General features: G+C 69.1%; 14 protein-coding genes. 4 read left to right on the forward strand and 10 right to left on the reverse strand.

Going from position 1 to position 15,282, the window contains the following annotated elements:
- Positions 1–196: 196 nt before the first annotated feature.
- The 3 genes from AC3B6A_RS27245 (at position 197) to ybaL (ending at position 3,492) form a co-directional block, all read left to right on the forward strand.
- Complete coding sequence (locus AC3B6A_RS27245; RefSeq protein ID WP_488400202.1) at positions 197–955, forward strand: SDR family NAD(P)-dependent oxidoreductase; 759 nt, start codon at positions 197–199, stop codon at positions 953–955.
- A gap of 152 nt (positions 956–1,107) precedes the next feature.
- Positions 1,108–1,587, forward strand: a complete 480-nt coding sequence (locus AC3B6A_RS27250; protein WP_488400203.1) for an acyl-CoA thioesterase — start codon at positions 1,108–1,110, stop codon at positions 1,585–1,587.
- A 201-nt stretch (positions 1,588–1,788) separates the two neighbouring features.
- A complete protein-coding gene (gene ybaL / locus AC3B6A_RS27255) occupies positions 1,789–3,492 on the forward strand; it encodes a YbaL family putative K(+) efflux transporter (protein ID WP_488400204.1) in 1,704 nt (567 codons plus the stop codon).
- Between the two features lie 134 nt (positions 3,493–3,626).
- Here ybaL and pdxY read toward each other — a convergent pair whose 3' ends face one another.
- Entirely contained in the window at positions 3,627–4,496 is an 870-nt protein-coding gene (pdxY, locus tag AC3B6A_RS27260) for a pyridoxal kinase PdxY (RefSeq protein ID WP_488400205.1), read from the reverse strand.
- Positions 4,497–4,644: 148 nt separating this feature from the next.
- Here pdxY and AC3B6A_RS27265 point away from each other — a divergent pair, with 148 nt between their 5' ends.
- Positions 4,645–5,094, forward strand: a complete 450-nt coding sequence (locus AC3B6A_RS27265) for a DUF3301 domain-containing protein (protein WP_488403735.1) — start codon at positions 4,645–4,647, stop codon at positions 5,092–5,094.
- Here the strand turns inward: AC3B6A_RS27265 and AC3B6A_RS27270 are convergent.
- From AC3B6A_RS27270 to AC3B6A_RS27310, 9 genes are all read right to left on the reverse strand, one after another.
- The gene (locus tag AC3B6A_RS27270) at positions 5,091–5,444 is read right to left on the reverse strand and encodes a DUF7079 family protein (RefSeq protein ID WP_488400206.1); all 354 of its coding nucleotides are present in this window, start codon (positions 5,442–5,444) and stop codon (positions 5,091–5,093) included. The two genes, AC3B6A_RS27265 and AC3B6A_RS27270, sit on opposite strands and share 4 nt — an antisense overlap.
- Positions 5,441–6,319 carry an alpha/beta fold hydrolase gene (locus AC3B6A_RS27275; protein WP_488400207.1) on the reverse strand — a complete coding sequence of 293 codons (879 nt, stop codon included), beginning with the start codon at positions 6,317–6,319 and terminating at the stop codon, positions 5,441–5,443. Before AC3B6A_RS27275 ends, AC3B6A_RS27270 begins: the two co-directional genes overlap by 4 nt.
- A gap of 474 nt (positions 6,320–6,793) precedes the next feature.
- Entirely contained in the window at positions 6,794–6,988 is a 195-nt protein-coding gene (locus tag AC3B6A_RS27280) for a hypothetical protein (RefSeq protein WP_488400208.1), read from the reverse strand.
- Positions 6,989–7,170: 182 nt separating this feature from the next.
- On the reverse strand, positions 7,171–8,106 hold the full coding sequence (locus AC3B6A_RS27285) for a LysR family transcriptional regulator (protein ID WP_488400209.1): 936 nt from the start codon (positions 8,104–8,106) through the stop codon (positions 7,171–7,173).
- A 383-nt stretch (positions 8,107–8,489) separates the two neighbouring features.
- Positions 8,490–9,194, reverse strand: a complete 705-nt coding sequence (locus AC3B6A_RS27290; RefSeq protein ID WP_488400210.1) for an NAD(P)H-dependent oxidoreductase — start codon at positions 9,192–9,194, stop codon at positions 8,490–8,492.
- A 116-nt stretch (positions 9,195–9,310) separates the two neighbouring features.
- Complete coding sequence (locus tag AC3B6A_RS27295; protein WP_488400211.1) at positions 9,311–10,921, reverse strand: 5-guanidino-2-oxopentanoate decarboxylase; 1,611 nt, start codon at positions 10,919–10,921, stop codon at positions 9,311–9,313.
- Positions 10,922–11,033: 112 nt separating this feature from the next.
- A complete protein-coding gene (locus AC3B6A_RS27300) occupies positions 11,034–13,121 on the reverse strand; it encodes an acetate--CoA ligase family protein (protein WP_488400212.1) in 2,088 nt (695 codons plus the stop codon).
- A 10-nt stretch (positions 13,122–13,131) separates the two neighbouring features.
- On the reverse strand, positions 13,132–14,292 hold the full coding sequence (locus tag AC3B6A_RS27305; protein ID WP_488400213.1) for an acyl-CoA dehydrogenase family protein: 1,161 nt from the start codon (positions 14,290–14,292) through the stop codon (positions 13,132–13,134).
- Between the two features lie 18 nt (positions 14,293–14,310).
- Positions 14,311–15,099: an enoyl-CoA hydratase/isomerase family protein gene (locus AC3B6A_RS27310; RefSeq protein WP_488400214.1), complete on the reverse strand. Its 789-nt coding sequence runs from the start codon at positions 15,097–15,099 to the stop codon at positions 14,311–14,313.
- Positions 15,100–15,282: the final 183 nt, after the last annotated feature.

Consider the following 15,282-nt stretch of genomic DNA (forward strand, 5'->3'; position numbering starts at 1 on the left):
CCGGGAATCCCGCTCCCGGCTCACCCGCCGACACACGGAAGACTTACGAAAAATTTACCCTGCCAGGGTGAAGAATCTGGTCTTTTCTTGGTCTGTAATTCCATGGGGCGCGGGTGCGTCCCAGTGGTCGATACGGCGCCCGCCGGAACTGCCTGCCGGCCGCCGTCCTCTCTCAGGCAGGGAGAACCCGTAGACAATGAGCACTCCTGTCGTACTGATCACCGGCGCCGCCGGTGGCCTCGGAAAAGCCATCGCCAAACGTTTCGCCCAGAGTCACTGGCGCATCGCCGCCACCGACGTCGACCGCGCCGGCCTGCACGCACTGAACGCCCAGGTGCCGCTGGACGCCACCGCGGTGGGCGACCTGCGCCGCGCCGACAACTGCCGCAGCCTGGTCTCCGACATCCTCGCCCGCACCGGCCGCCTCGACGCCCTGGTCAACGCCGCCGGCGTCTGGCGCGAAGGCCCGGTGGAAGACTTCAACGAGGACGACTTCGACCTGGTCCTGGGGGTCAACCTCAAGGCCGCCTTCTACATGTGCCAGGCCGCGACGCCCTACCTCAAGGAAAACCACGGCTGCATCGTCAACATCTCCAGCGACTCCGGCCGCCAGGCCTATCGCGGCTCGGCCGCCTACTGCGCGAGCAAGGCGGCGCTGACCATGCTCACCCGCACCCTGGCGCTGGAACTGGCCGAACAGGGCGTGCGGGTCAACGCCATCTCCCCGGCGGACATCGCCACGCCGATGCTCGACTACCAGGCCGAGCGCTACGGCCAGGGCAACCCGGACGGCTACAAGCGCGCGCTGCTGAAGGATTATCCACAGGGCAAGGTGGCGCGCTTCATCCGCCCGGAAGAAGTCGCCGAGCTGGTCTGGTACCTCTGCACCCCGCAGTCCGAGGCCATCACCGGCGCCGACCTGGCCATCGACTTCGGCCTCTCCGCCGGCCGCTGACCGGCGCAACGGACGGGCGGCGCAAGGCCGCCCGCTTCCGGCGGAATCCCCTGGCGGTCCTCGCCAATGGGCTGTATAGAAAAAACTGTGTCGCCAGCCCCACCCCGGTTCGTCCAGAGTGGGTCCCTTTCCCACTCGCCACAGAGAACCCCATGGAACCCGGCAACCACCAGCTCAGCATGACCGTCCTGATGACCCCCGACATGGCCAACTTCTCCGGCAATGTCCACGGCGGCACCCTGCTCAAGTACCTCGACGAAGTCGCCTACGCCTGCGCCAGCCGCTACGCCGGCCACTACGTCGTCACCCTGTCGGTGGACCAGGTGATCTTCCGCGAGCCGATCCACGTCGGCGAACTGGTCACCTTCCTCGCCTCGGTGAACTACACCGGCCGCACCTCCATGGAGATCGGCGTGAAGGTGGTCACCGAGAACATCCGCGAGAAATCCGTGCGCCACACCAACAGCTGCTTCTTCACCATGGTGGCGCTGGACGACGAGCGCAAACCCACCAACGTGCCACCGCTGGAGCCGCAGACCCGGGACGAGAAGCGCCGCTTCGCCCAGGCGCAGCAGCGCCGGCAGATTCGCCAGGAGCTGGAGCAGCGCTACAAGGAGCTTCGCGACGAATGACGGACGATCGCGACATTTCTTGATAAGAAATGCCGCGTGTCGCGGAAATTCCCCTTTGCGTCAACAGGTTACCCTTGCGCGGAAGCAAGGTAGGAATTGCTTGCCACGCCTAGACTTTTCATGCGCGGGTTTGCCCCCGTGACCCACCGTCGAGCGACCCGGCCCCGGCCGGCCGCTCCCTGAGTGCCCGGAGGCCAGACCATGCATCACACCCCGCTCCTGACCACCCTCGCCGTCGGCTTCGTGCTGGCCTTCGTCCTCGGCGCCCTGGCCAACCGTCTGCGCATCTCGCCGCTGGTGGGCTACCTGGTCGCCGGCGTGCTGGCCGGCCCCTTCACCCCCGGCTACGTCGCCGACCAGGCGCTGTCCGGCGAGATCGCCGAACTGGGCGTGATCCTGCTGATGTTCGGCGTCGGCCTGCACTTCTCGCTGAAGGACCTGCTGTCGGTCAAATCCATCGCCATTCCCGGCGCGGTGGTGCAGATCGGCGTGGCCACCCTGCTCGGCATGGGCCTGGCGTGGGCGATGGACTGGACCTTCGGCAGCGGCCTGGTGTTCGGCCTGGCGCTGTCGGTGGCCAGCACCGTGGTCCTGCTGCGCGCCCTGGAGCAGCGCCAGCTGATCGACACCAGGCGCGGCCGCATCGCCATCGGCTGGCTGATCGTCGAGGACCTGGCGATGGTCCTCACCCTGGTGCTGCTGCCGGCGCTGGCCGGGTCGCTGGGCGGCCGGGGCGACGGCAACGAAGGCAGCCTGCTGCTGCCGGTGCTGCTGACCCTGGGCAAGGTCGCCGCCTTCGTCGCGGTGATGATCCTCGGCGGCCGGCGCATCGTGCCCTGGGCGCTGGAGCGCGTGGCCAAGACCGGCTCGCGCGAGCTGTTCACCCTCGCCGTGCTGGCCATCGCCCTGGGCATCGCCTACGGCTCGGCGGTGGTCTTCGGCGTGTCCTTCGCCCTCGGCGCGTTCTTCGCCGGGATGATCCTCAACGAATCCGAGCTCAGCCACGAGGCGGCGGAGAATTCGCTGCCGCTGCGCGACGCCTTCGCCGTGCTGTTCTTCGTCTCGGTGGGCATGCTGTTCAACCCGGCGATCCTGATCCACCAGCCGTTGCCGGTGCTGGCCACCTTCCTGGTCATCGTGCTCGGCAAATCCGTGGCGGCGTACATCATCGTGCGCCTGTTCGGCCATCCCAACAGCACCGCGCTGACCATCGCCGCGAGCCTGGCGCAGATCGGCGAGTTCTCCTTCATCCTCGCCGGCCTGGGCGTCAGCCTGCAGCTGCTGCCGGAGGCGGGCCGCGACCTGATCCTGGCCGGGGCGATCCTGTCGATCCTGGTCAACCCGCTGCTGTTCATCGCCATCGACCGCCTGCAGGCGCGTCTCGCGCGCAAGGCCGAGCGCGAGCCGGGCGTGGCGCACAGCGAAGCCCAGGACCTGCCGCCGCCGGTGCTGGAGCGGGACCACGCGATCCTCATCGGCCACGGCCGCGTCGGCGCGCGGGTCAGCGAACGCCTGCGCACGGGCGGGGTGCCGCTGGTGGTGATCGAGGACAAGCGCGAGAAGGCCGCCGAACTGCGCGAATACGGCCTCCAGGTGGTGGTCGGCAACGCCGCCAATCCGGACGTGCTCGCCCAGGCCAACATCGGCGTCGCGCGCTGGCTGCTGATCGCCATCCCCAACGGTTTCGAGGCCGGGCAGATCGCCAGCCAGGCACGGGCGCTCAACCCGGGGCTGAACATCATCGCCCGCGCGCACTTCGATGCCGAGGTGGACTACCTGGAGCAGAACGGCGCGAACCTGGTGATCATGGGCGAACGGGAAATCGCCCGGGGCATGCTCGAACAGGTGGAGCGGCAGGCCGCCGTGGCGGCGTCCGACGACGACCCGCTGCCGCAATCGGCCTGAGGCACGGCGTCTCAACCGCGCCTGGGCAGGTTCGCGAGCAAGCTCGCTCCTACGAAAAGCAGCCCGGCGCAGACCTGTAGGAGCGAGCTTGCTCGCGAACAGCCGCGGCACGCCCCATCACGACCGCCGCGCAATCACCCCAGCTGCACCGCCTCGAACTTCACCCGCGGATGGGCGATACGGTCCTGCGCACGCACCAGCTCCAGCTCATAGCTGCCGCAGGCCTGGGTTTCCAGCAGCACTTCATGCACGGCGGCGGCGCTGAATTCGAAGGCGCTGCGCAGGTCGTCGCCCAGCAGCAGACGCGCCAGGAACAGCCCGGAGGTGAGGTCGCCCACGCCCACCGGCTGGCGCGGGAAGGCCAGCAGCGGACGGCGCAGGTGCCAGGTCTGTTCGAGCGTCACCAGCAGCATCTCGAAGGCGTCCGCCGGCTTGCCCGGGTAATTCAGGTGCTTCACCAGGATCGCCTTGGGGCCGCGCACCAGCAGGCCGCGGGCCATGGCCGCGCAGTCCTCCAGGGAGGTCGGCTGGCGGTCGCAGAAGCTGTCCAGCTCCAGCTGGTTCGGGCACAGGTAGTCGGCCACGGCGGCGGCCTCGTGGAGCAGGAAATCGCCGACTTCCGGGGCGACGATGCAGCCCTTCTCCGGATGCCCCATCACCGGGTCGCACAGGTACACCGCGCGCGGGTTCGCCTCGCGGATGCGGCGCACCACCTCGAGGATCGAACGCCCCTGCGCCGCGCTGCCCAGGTAGCCCGACAGCACCGCGTCGCAGTTGCCCAGTTCGCCGATCGCGGCGACGCCGTCGACCAGCGCGGGGATCTGCTCCGGCGGCAGCACCTGGCCGGTCCAGTGGCCATACTGGGTATGGTTGGAGAACTGCACGGTGTTCAGCGGCCAGACGTTGACCCCGACGCGACGCATGGGAAACTCGGCGGCGCCGTTGCCGGCGTGGCCGAAGACGACATGGGACTGGATGGCGAGAACGTGGGGAGTGCGCGACATAACGGTGTCCTGCTACGGAATGGGGCAGTATGGGGCGCAATTCGCAGGCTGTGAACATCCGCCCCCTCGCCGCCCGGCGGCGGAGTGAGTAAGCTGGTGCGCCGACTCCGAGGAAGCTTACGTGGACCTGGGCAATCTTTTCGTCTTCATGCTGGTTGTCGCGGCCGCCGCCTGGTGGTGGCGCGCCCACGGCATCCGCGAGCGCGCGCTGGTCCTGGCCAAGCAGCACTGCGCGCGCGAGGGCGTGGAGCTGCTCGACGACGCCATGGCCCTGCAGCGCATCCGCCTGCGCCGCGATGGCCGCAACCATCTGCGCCTGGCCCGCGAGTATGGCTTCGAATTCACCGCCACCGGGCAGGAGCGCTACGCCGGCAGCATCCGCATGTTCGGCCAGTATCTGGGCCGCATCGAGCTGGCGCCCTTCCGCATGGCCCCCGAGCCGCGCGCCAGCGTCGCGCCGGTGGCGACCTTCAACCCGGCGGACGACGAGATCGTCGACGCCGTGTTCGACGACACCCCGCCGCCGCGCCCCAGGGCCGAAGTGGTGCGCCTCGACGAATGGCGCCGCACGCACCAGGACAAGAAGGTCGGCGACTAGAGCTGCGCCAGGATCTTCCGCCAGTCCTCGTCCACCGCCGCGGTCATCGCCCGCCGGAGCAGCCGGCAACGCAGCCGATGGCGCAGCGAATGACGGCGCTGCTGGTTGCAGCGGCAGGCCTCGAACAGCCAGTCGGGATCGAAGCCCTCCCAGACGCCCGCCGCCACCCGGCTATTGCCCCAGAGCACCGGCGCCACTTCCAGGCGGTAGATGGCCTTCAGTTCCCTTCGGGAAAACCCGCTGATCGCCAGGGTCCGCGCGATCGCGGCCAGATCGTCGTCGTCCAGCCTGGTGTCCAGCCAGAGCTCGGACAGCGCCAGCCAGACGGACTCCCGGGCCGGATCGTTCATTCGTGCCCGAGCAGGAAGCGCGACACGCGCTCGGCGCTGTCGTCGGGGAACTCCTGCATGAAGCAGTGCCCGCCGTCGACGCACTGCGCGCTGATCGCCGTGTTCATCGCGCACCAGCGCGCCACGGCCTTGGGCACGAAGGGGTAGGTGCGTTCGCCGAACAGCACCTGGGTCGGCGTCACCACCTTGTTAAGCGACGGCCACAGGCGCTTGGGGAAGGAGCTGAAGATTTCCGCCTCGCGGCTGGGCCGGCATTTCAGCTCGACGCCCGCCTCGCTGCGCTTCATTGCGTGCTCCACGTAGGCCCACAGCGCGGCGTCGGTCCAGCCCTTGAAAATGCCGCGGCCGTGCAGGCCGGCGTAGGCCGCCTCGCGGTCCGGCCACTGGCTGCGCCGCGCGCGCGCCTTCTGCACCATGGTGCGGCGCTGGTGCAGGCCGAGGACCTCGGAGAGCGCCATCACGCCGATCATCGCCGGGGTGAACAGCACCGGGTCGAGCAGCACGGCGCGCTGGAACAGCGGCGGATGCCGGGCCAGGATCAGGCTGCTCAGCACCCCGCCGAAGCTGTGGCCGCAGGCGTAGCGCGGCACCTCGCCGAACAGTCCGCGCCCGGCCTCGAAGGCTTCCACCGCCATCTCGGCATTGCGGTTCCAGCCGTGGAAACGCCCGCCGTGGTCGCTGTCGCCATGGCCCTGGACGTCGCACAGCCAGAGGTCGAAATCCTTCGCCAGCAGCTTGAGCAGCGGCTCGTAGGCGCGGCTGCAGAAGCCGTTGCCATGCAGGAAGTGCAACAGCGGCTTGCCGCTGGGCTCGCTGCGCCAACCGCGCAGGGTGAAACCGGCGGACCCTTCATGGGTCCAGGACGACAGCTGCATGGATTCCTCTCCGTCAGGACGCCTGCAGTGTAGCTAGGCGGCCGGGCGCCGGGCCAGTGCGACAAGATGCTGCTACCGCCATCCTGGCCCGACCTGCTTCGAACATGCCGCTTTCCCGGGAGCATCCTGCCGGAACGGACGGCTTGCAGGCAGGCCACGGATGCGCTGCCCGGGTATAAAAAAAGGCCGCTGAAAGCAGCGGCCTTGAGGTAGACGTCGATTTGGAGCAATCAGGATCGGCGTCGGGAAGCTTGCCGGCACACCGGCCGGGAACGACGCTGCCCGGGGGACGCGTCGTTGGGTCAATGATATTGACCTATCAGACAGAAATACAGGCCGGCAGCGACGAAAGACTGTTACTGCCGCTGCAATAGTCGAATTTCGCGCGCGCAAAAAAAACGCCGCATCTCGTATGCGGCGCAAGGTGTTGAGAAGTCCGGCTCACGCTCCGGACCTCCCGGGGGAATTGGCCGATCAGGAATCGGCGCGGCTGCCGGCGGCGGCCTTGACGGTCCGCTCGGACGACGGGGCCTGCTGCTGGGCAATGGCAGCGGCGTTGGCCTTGACCATCTTGTCGGTCATCAGGCGCGATTCTTCGGCGAAGCTCAGCTGGGCGAAGGACAGGGTGCAAACAGACAGCAGGGCAGCGGCATAAAGCGAACGGGACATGGTGTGGATCCTTTCAGAACACCCGATTGGTCGGGGTTGGAGAAAGGTTACGGCGCAACAGTGGGCAGAAAAATAGCCGGCTAACCAACAGATCATTGTCTAAAAGACAACAATCGCCGAAAGTCCTCGGAAAAACCCGATCCAGAGCGCTCCGCGGCGATCCGCCGCGCTGGCGATGTGCCTCAGGCCCAGTTGACAGGATCGTTGAGCACTTCTTCGTCGGCCTGGAAGGCCTTGGGCAGTTCCTCCTTGAGGAACTCGACCCAGGTGCGGATCTTCGCGTCGAGGAAGCGCCGCGACGGGTACAGCGCAAAGATCTGCCGCACATGCAGGCTGTGCCGCGGCAGCACGCGCACCAGGCTGCGCTGGCGCAGCGCCGGCGCGGCCACGTAGCTGGGCAGCAGGCAGATGCCCATGCCGGCGCTGGCGGCGCCGGTCAGCGCCTCGGCGACGTTGACCATGAAAGTATCGCGCGGGTGGATCACGCTCTCGTCGTTGCCTTCCTCGAAGGCCCAGCCTTCTGGGAAGGTCGGGTCCTGCAGGCGCAGGCACTGGTGCTGGCGCAGGTCGGCGACGCTCTGCGGCACGCCCCTGCGCTTGAGGTAGCCGGGGCTGGCGCAGAGCACGCTGTAGATGGTGCCGAGGGTCTGGGCGACGAACTCGGAGTCGGGCAGTTCGCGGTCGCGGGTGATCACCACGTCCTGGCCTTCCTCGAGGATGTCCGGCTGGCGCTGGGCCAGGGTCAGCTCGATGTAGACCTCGGGGTAGGCCTCGCAGTAGCGCGAGATCAGCGGGACCAGGTGCCGCTGGCCGAGGCCGTTGAGCGAATGCACGCGCAGGCGGCCGCGCGGGCTGAGGTGCGCGCCGCTGGCCTCGGCCTCGGCTTCGTCGACGTCGGCGAGGATTTCCCGGCAGCGCTGCAGGTAGCGCTCGCCGGTCTCGGTGAGCGCCAGGCGGCGGGTGGTGCGGTGCAGCAGGCGGGCCTGGAGCTGCGACTCCAGGTCGGAAACCACGCGCGAGACCTGGGCTGTGGATAACCCCAGGGCGTTGGCGGCGGCGGTGAAGCTGCCGGTGTCCACCACCCGGACGAAAGCGCGCATCGCGTGAAGTACGTCCATGGTTCCCCCTGCTGATCCACCCGGTTGGACACTGCGGCAATTGTTGTCCAAGCCGCAAAACTGAATCGCAGTATAGGGTCGTTTTTTACCAATTGTTACCACGTATAGTGCCGGCCAAGTCGCTGCAGCAACGTTGGGCATACCAGGCTCATCGTACGGCCGCCGATACACCAATCGACGGCCAACTCCCCCGCGCATACCTGGCTGCAGCGACTGACTCTTTCTCCTTGGGCGGCCATCCGCGGATGGCCGCCCTTTTTCGTTCAAGGCCGATCGGCTCTGATCACCACCGTAGGATGGGTGGAGCGAAGCGGTACCCATGCCGCCGCCCCCATCGCCACCGATGGGCATCGCTTCGCTCCACGCCATCCTGCACAGAGTCTTCAACGGGCCAGCGGGTAGAGGCGCTCGTCGAACTGCTCCAGGCGCGGGAATTCCAGCGGCCGGTCCTGATCCAGATGCTGCAGGCGCTGCTGGTACTGGCGCAGGAAGCCCTGGCGCGCCTCGTTATCGATGTAGGGCACGTGCCAGGCGACGAAGGGCGGCAGCACGCTCATGCCGGTGTAGGCCAGGGTGCCGCGCAGGATCGGCCGCAGCATGTCTTCCAGCGGGCCGTGGATGGCGCCGTCGCCGAACATGTGGTCGCGCCCGCCGAGGGTCACGGTCACCAGCGCCTTCTTCCCGGCCAGCCCGCCCTGGTCGTAGAAGCGCTTGCCGCCGTAGCAGATGCCCGAGACCAGCACGCGGTCGAACCAGCCCTTGAGGATGGCCGGCGCGGAGAACCAGTAGATCGGGAAGTTGAAGATCACCAGGTCCGCCCGGAGCAGCTTGTCCAGCTCGGCCTGGATGTCGGCGGCGATGGTCCCGGCCTTGGCGCCTTCGCGCTGCTCCAGGGCGTAGACCAGGTACTCGGGATTGGCGCGGGCGCCGAAGTCGGCGGCGCTGGCCACCGGGTTCCAGTTCATCGCGTAGAGGTCGGAGACCTGCACTTCATGGCCCTGCCCGCGCAGGGTTTCCTCGGCGAGCCGGTAGAGCGCGGTGCTGAAGGATTGCGGTTCGTTGTGGGCGTGGACGATCAGTACGTTCATGTCGTGGGGATTCCTGAAGGTTCGAACCCGCCGCTCTCCAGGCGGAAGGGCGGCGGCTGTTCACAGCATCGCGGGATGGCGCAGGGCCTTGCGCGGCCCCGGCGGGTACGACGGACCTACCTGGCGCAGGCGTGTTTCAGTTCGATGAGGGTCACGCCCGGGTGGGCGAAGCCGGCGCGCAGGTCGCGCTCCAGCTCGTCCAGGCTCTGCGGCTGGCGCACCTCGCAGCCGTAGGCGCGGCCGAGCAGGGCGAAGTCCGGGTTGCGCGGCAGCACGCCGATGGGCTCGATGTCGAGGCCGAGCATGTCGTCGCGGATCTGCCCCAGCGCATCGTTGTTCCACAGCAGCACCACCAGCGGGCTGTCCAGCTCCTCGGTGGCGGTGGCCAGTTCCTGCGCGGTGTAGAGGAAGCCGCCGTCGCCCACCAGCACCAGCCCCGGACGCTCCGGCGCGCCGAACTTGGCGCCGATGCCGGCGGGCACGCCGTAGCCGAGGGTGCCGTAGCCGGTGGGGTGCAGCCAGCCGCGCGGCGCCTGGCTCGGGTAGAGGTAGTTGGCGGTGTAGGCCAGCTGGGTCATGTCGCTGGCGATGAAGGCGTTGTCCGGCAGGGCCCTGGCGACGCGCTCAAGGATCGACTTGTGGATAAGTTGCAGCGGCGCGTGGCCGGCGTCGACCTGCGCGCGCAGACGCTCGATGCGTGCGCGGGCACTGTCGGCTTCACGGGCAGCGCCTGGCAGCGCGGCGAGCAGCGCTTCGGCGGTGGCTTTCGAATCGCCCAGCAGCGCCACGGCGCTCGGGTAGAAGTCGTTGAACTTGCGCGCGTCGACGTCGACGCGGATCACCTCGCCGGTCAGCGGCAGGCGCTCGCGCCAGAAGTCGGTGTCGGCCATCTCGGTGCCGATGGCGAGGATCAGGTCGGCCTCGGCGATCATGTCCCAGCCGGCCTGGGTGCACAGGCTGGCGCCGGCGGACAGCGGCGCGTCCGGCGCCAGCAGGCCCTTGCCGGCGACGCTGGTGAAGAGCGGCGCGGCCAGGCGCTCGCTCAGCGCGGCCAGCGCCTGCGCGGCATGCAGCGCGCCGCCGCCGGCGATGATCATCGGCCGCCGGGCAGCCTTGAGCTTATCCACAGCCTGCTGGAGCGCATCGGCGCTGGGCTGGCCACGGCCGGCGCGGCGTACGACGTCGTGGGTCCAGTCGCGGGCGATGGGCGCGGCGAGCACGTCCAGCGGCACGGAGATGTGCACCGGACGCGGACGCTCGCTGTCGAACACGGCGTAGGCACGGGCGATCAGCTCGGGCAAATCCTCCGGGCTCAAGGCAACAGCCGAGAACGCGGTGATCGGCGCGGTCATGGCGCGCTGGTCCTGGGTCTCGTGCAGGCAGCCCCAGCCCTTGCCCAGGCTGGCGCTGTGGTTGACGCTGGAGATCACCAGCATCGGGATCGAATCGGCGTAGGCCTGGCCGATGGCGGTGGCGGCGTTGGTCACCCCCGGGCCGGTGATGATGAAGGCCACGCCCGGCTTGCCGCTGACGCGCGCGTAGCCGTCGGCCATGAAGCCGGCGCCCTGTTCGTGGCGGGTCAGCACGTGGCGGATGCCGCTGCCGGGCAGGCCGCGGTACAGCTCCAGGGTGTGTACGCCGGGAATGCCGAACACGGTGTCGACGCCGTAGTTGGCCAGCAGGCGGACCAGGGCCTGGCCGCCGGTGAGGTGCTTGTTCTCTTGCATGAGGTTTCTCCCCAAGGCTATGGCATGACCTTGTAGGAGCGAGCTTGCTCGCGAACGAATCCCGCGCGGGGCCAGGTTCGCGAGCAAGCTCGCTCCTACAAGTCTGTGCGTTTCATTCGGCGGTGCGGATCAGCGCATCCACCGCCACGGCGCCGTCGGCGTCCGCCAGCAGCGGGTTCACGTCCAGTTCCAGCAGGTTGTCCACATGCTCGCAGGCGTAGTCGGCCACTGCGCGGATGGCTTCCACCAGCGCCTCCAGGTTCACCGCCGGGCGACCACGGAAGCCGGTGAGCAGCGGCGCGCTGCGCAGGCCCAGCAGGGCGGCGCGGATCGCCGCGTCGGTGGTCGGCAGCAGCAGGCTGCGGCTGTCCTTGAGCAGCTCGACGAGGATGCCGCCGGCGCCGAGCACCAGCGCCAGGCCGAAGCCGTTCTCGCGCTTGATGCCGACGATCAGCTCGGCCAGCGGCGGGTTGGCCATGCGCTCCAGCAGCACCTGCTCGAAGGGCACGCCGGGCGCGTGGCGGGCGAGGCTTTCGCGCATGTCGAGCAGCGCCGCTTCCACCGCCGCCGCGTTGCGCAGGTTGAGCGCCACGCCGCCGGCTTCGGTCTTGTGCGGCAGCTGGGCGCTGACCACTTTCAGCGCCAGCGGGAAGCCGAGATCGGCGGCCGCTTCGCGGGCCTGCGCCGGCGTGCTCAGGGCGGCGCGCGGCAGCGGCAGGCCGAAGGGTTCCAGCGCCTGCTTGGACTGCCATTCGTCCAGCAGCCGGCCTTCGCCGCCCAGCGCCTGCGGGCAGAGCGGCACCAGCGCGGCTTCACCACGCGCCAGCAGCGCTTCGCGGCGCTGGCGGTAATGGGCGATGCGGCTCCACGCGGCGAGTCCGTCTTCCACGCCTTGCAGCGCGGCGACGCCCCGGGCGTGCAGCCGTTCGCGGGCATGTGCGGGCAGCAGTTCCGGCAGCGCCGAGGCGATGAAGCCGACCTTGCCGTGACGCTCCAGCGCGGCGCAGTACAGCTGCAGCAGCAGGTCGCACTGCGGGCGCTCGCCGGTTTCCTCGCCGGGGTAGTCCAGCACCAGCAGGGCGGCGTCGGCGGACGTTTGCAGGGCGCTGTCGAGCATCTTCTCCAGCGCCGGACCGTCGCCCCAGATGGCGGTGGTGAAGTCCAGCGGGTTGGCGATGTTGGCGTAGTCCGGCAGCACCTGGGCCAGTTCGATGCGCTGCGCGTCGACCAGCTTGGGCAGGCTCAGGCCGTTGCGCTCGGCGTAGTCAGCGATGAGCCCGGCGTCGCCACCGGAACAGGCCAGCGCGGCAAGACTGGGGCCGGCCGGCAGGTTGCCGCAGGCGGCGGCTTTCAGGGTTTCGATGAAGCTCACCGGGCCGCTCACACGGATCACCCCGAGACGCTCGAACAGTGCGTCGTACAGCGCGTCGGAGCCGGCCAGGGAGCTGGTGTGGCTGAGCGCGAGTTCGGCGCCGATCTGCGACACGCCGGTCTTCAGGGCGATCACCGGGATGCCTTTCTGCAACGCCTTGAAGGCGGCGCGGGCGAAGCCGGGAACGTTCTTCAGGCCCTCCAGGTGCAGGCCGATGGCGGTGACGCGCGGCTCGTCGAGCAGCACGTCCATCAGTTCGGCCACGCCCAGCTGCGCCTGGTTGCCCACCGAGGCCATGTAGGCGATGGGCAGCGAGCGGTCGCTCATCGACAGGTTGTAGGCGAAGTTGCCGCTCTGGGTCAGCACCGCCACGCCTTTCTCGACGAGGTGGCCGCCGTGGGCCACCGGCCATAGCGCGGCGCCGTGCAGGTAGTCGAGCAGGCCGTAGCAGTTGGGGCCGAGCAGGGCCATGTCGCCGGCGCTGGCGAGCAGGCGGCGCTGCAGCGCCTCGCCCTCGGCGCCGGTCTCGGCGAAGCCGGAGGCGTAGCAGATGGCGCCGCCGGCATCCCTGGCGGCCAGTTCGGCGACGGCCTGCAAGGTCAGGTCGCGGTTGGTGGCGACGAACACCGCGTCCGGCCCCTCGGGCAGCTCGGCGATGCTGCGCACGCAGGGCACGCCTTCGAGTTCGTCGTATTGCGGGTTGACCAGCCACATCGCACCGGGGAAGCCGCCTTCGGCGCAGCGCTTGAGCGCGCGCGCCATGCTGCGGCCGCCGATGAAGGCCAGGTGCCGGGGCGCCAGCAGGCGCTGGAGGTTTTCGCGTTTCATCGCAGGGGCCTCAACGCAGCAGCGGCCGCAGCAGTTCGCGGGAAATGATGTGGCGCTGGATTTCCGAGGTGCCCTCCCAGATGCGCTCGATCCGCGCGTTGCGCCAGATGCGTTCCACCGGGCCTTCGTCCATCAGGCCCATGCCGCCGAAGATCTGCACGGTCTCGTCGGCGACCTTGCCCAGCACTTCGCTGGCGAACAGCTTGGCCATGCCGGCTTCGCCATCGGTCATGCTGCCGCGGTCCATCTTCCACGCGGTGTGCAGGGTCATCAGCTCTGCGGCGCGGATCTGCGTGGCCATGTCGGCGAGCTTGAAGGCGATGCCCTGGTAGCTGCCGATGGGCGCACCGAACTGCTTGCGATCGGCCGACCATTGCAGCGCCAGGTCCAGCGCGCGCTGGGCCTGGCCGACGCAGTTGGCGGCGACCATCACGCGGCCGGCGGTGAGCCAGGCGTTGGCCACGTCCCAGCCCTTGTCGACTTCGCCGAGGACCTTGGAGGCCGGCACGCGGCAGTCGTCGAAGAAGATTTCGTAGGTGTGGTAGCCCTTGTTGCTCACGCATTTCGGGCCGCGGCGCACGGTCATGCCCGGCGTGCCCTTGTCCACCAGGAAGGCGGTCACGGCGTTGCGCTTCCTGCCGTTGCGCTCGAAGGTGTCGGTCACCGCGAAGACGATGGCGAAGTCGGCGTGGCCGGCGTGGCTGATGAAGTGCTTGGCGCCGTTGATCACGAAGTCGTCGCCGTCTCGCACGGCGCGGGTCTTGATCGAGTTGGCGTCGGAGCCGGCGCCCGGCTCGGTGAGGGCGAAGCAGTCGATCTTCTCGCCCCGCACGCACGGCAGCAGGTAGTCCTGGACCTGCTCGCCCTTGCAGGCCATGAGGATCTTCGAGGGCCGCGCGACGAACACGTGCAGCGCCCAGGAGACCTTGGACAGCTCGCGCTCGACCAGCGCCTGGGACAGGTAGTCGAGGCCGCCGCCGCCGACCTCCTCGGGCATGTTGAAGGCGTAGAAGCCGGCCGCCAGGGCCTTGCCGCGAATCCGCGCGGCCAGCTCCGGGGACACCGCGTCGGCGCGGTCGACTTCTTCCTCGTAGGGCAGCAGTTCCTTCTCGACGAAGGCCTTGACCGCCTCGACGAGCATTTCCTGTTCCTGGGTCAGTTGGAAATCCATCACGTCACCTGCCGGCCTTCAGCGGCCCTTGAATTGGGGGGAGCGTTTTTCCGCCACGGCGCGCAGCGCCTCGGCGGCATCCTCGCTGCGGCCGCAGAGCAGCCCGGCGGCCTGTTCGGCCTCCAGTTGCTGGGCCAGGCTGCGGGCGGCGCCGTCGCGCATCAGGCGCTTGGTCTGGGCGAAGGCGAAGGTCGGGCCGGCGGCCAGGCGCGCGGCGAATTCGCCGACGTGGGCGAGCAGCCGGTCATCGGCGACCACTTCACCGACCAGCCCGGCGTGCAGCGCGCGCTCGGCGTGCCACAGCTCGTCGAGGAACAGCAGGCGCTTGGCCGCTTCGCTGCCGATCAGGCGCGGCAGGTGCCAGCTGGCGCCGGCGTCCGGGCAGTAGGCCATGCCGGTGTAGCCGGCCTTGAAGCGCGCGGAGGCGCCGGCGATGCGGAAGTCGCAGCACAGGGTCAGGTCCATCCCGGCGCCGACGGCGGTGCCGTTGACGGCGGCGATGGTCGGCTTGTCCAGGCCGTGCAGGCGGCGCATCAGGGCGTGGGCGGCTTCGGTCCAGCCGTAGCTTTCCAGCTCGCCACGGGCTTCGGCCTCGGCCCATTCGGCGAGGTCGGCGCCGGCGCAGAAGCTGCGGCCCTCGCCGGTGAGGACGATGACGCGCACGGCCGCGTCGGCCTCATGGGCGTCGAGCAGGGCCAGCAGGTTGTTGAGCGTGGGGACGTCGAGCGCGTTGCGCTGCCCGGGGCGGTTCAGGGTGATCCAGGCGATGCCGTCCTGGACCCGGCTGAGCGGGGATGGCTGAGTCATGCTGCCCTCGTTCTTGTAGTCGATTGTGCTGAGGCGGATGAAGCGCTGGAGCCAATACTAAACACTTGTTCAGCAAGCCGGCAATCCACCCGGAAGGGGGGCTTGCAAAGCCCCCGGCAGCAGCGGGAAGGCCGCGTGGCGCGGGGGTTACGGGGGATTCCAGGCGCTTCGCGGCCAGCGTTG

The sequence above is a fragment of the Pseudomonas sp. B12(2026) genome, assembly GCF_057767015.1.

Excerpts from the sequence above, each read along its gene's own strand:
- AC3B6A_RS27250 (WP_488400203.1), top strand. The coding sequence starts at position 1,108 with ATGGAACCCGGCAACCACCAGCTCAGCATGACCGTCCTGATGACCCCC.
- pdxY (WP_488400205.1), bottom strand. The coding sequence starts at position 4,496 with ATGTCGCGCACTCCCCACGTTCTCGCCATCCAGTCCCATGTCGTCTTC.
- AC3B6A_RS27270 (WP_488400206.1), bottom strand. The coding sequence starts at position 5,444 with ATGAACGATCCGGCCCGGGAGTCCGTCTGGCTGGCGCTGTCCGAGCTC.
- AC3B6A_RS27300 (WP_488400212.1), bottom strand. The coding sequence starts at position 13,121 with ATGAAACGCGAAAACCTCCAGCGCCTGCTGGCGCCCCGGCACCTGGCC.
- AC3B6A_RS27295 (WP_488400211.1), bottom strand. The coding sequence starts at position 10,921 with ATGCAAGAGAACAAGCACCTCACCGGCGGCCAGGCCCTGGTCCGCCTG.
- AC3B6A_RS27265 (WP_488403735.1), top strand. The coding sequence starts at position 4,645 with ATGCTGGTTGTCGCGGCCGCCGCCTGGTGGTGGCGCGCCCACGGCATC.
- AC3B6A_RS27290 (WP_488400210.1), bottom strand. The coding sequence starts at position 9,194 with ATGAACGTACTGATCGTCCACGCCCACAACGAACCGCAATCCTTCAGC.
- ybaL (WP_488400204.1), top strand. The coding sequence starts at position 1,789 with ATGCATCACACCCCGCTCCTGACCACCCTCGCCGTCGGCTTCGTGCTG.
- AC3B6A_RS27280 (WP_488400208.1), bottom strand. The coding sequence starts at position 6,988 with ATGTCCCGTTCGCTTTATGCCGCTGCCCTGCTGTCTGTTTGCACCCTG.
- AC3B6A_RS27275 (WP_488400207.1), bottom strand. The coding sequence starts at position 6,319 with ATGCAGCTGTCGTCCTGGACCCATGAAGGGTCCGCCGGTTTCACCCTG.
- AC3B6A_RS27310 (WP_488400214.1), bottom strand. The coding sequence starts at position 15,099 with ATGACTCAGCCATCCCCGCTCAGCCGGGTCCAGGACGGCATCGCCTGG.
- AC3B6A_RS27245 (WP_488400202.1), top strand. The coding sequence starts at position 197 with ATGAGCACTCCTGTCGTACTGATCACCGGCGCCGCCGGTGGCCTCGGA.
- AC3B6A_RS27305 (WP_488400213.1), bottom strand. The coding sequence starts at position 14,292 with ATGGATTTCCAACTGACCCAGGAACAGGAAATGCTCGTCGAGGCGGTC.
- AC3B6A_RS27285 (WP_488400209.1), bottom strand. The coding sequence starts at position 8,106 with ATGGACGTACTTCACGCGATGCGCGCTTTCGTCCGGGTGGTGGACACC.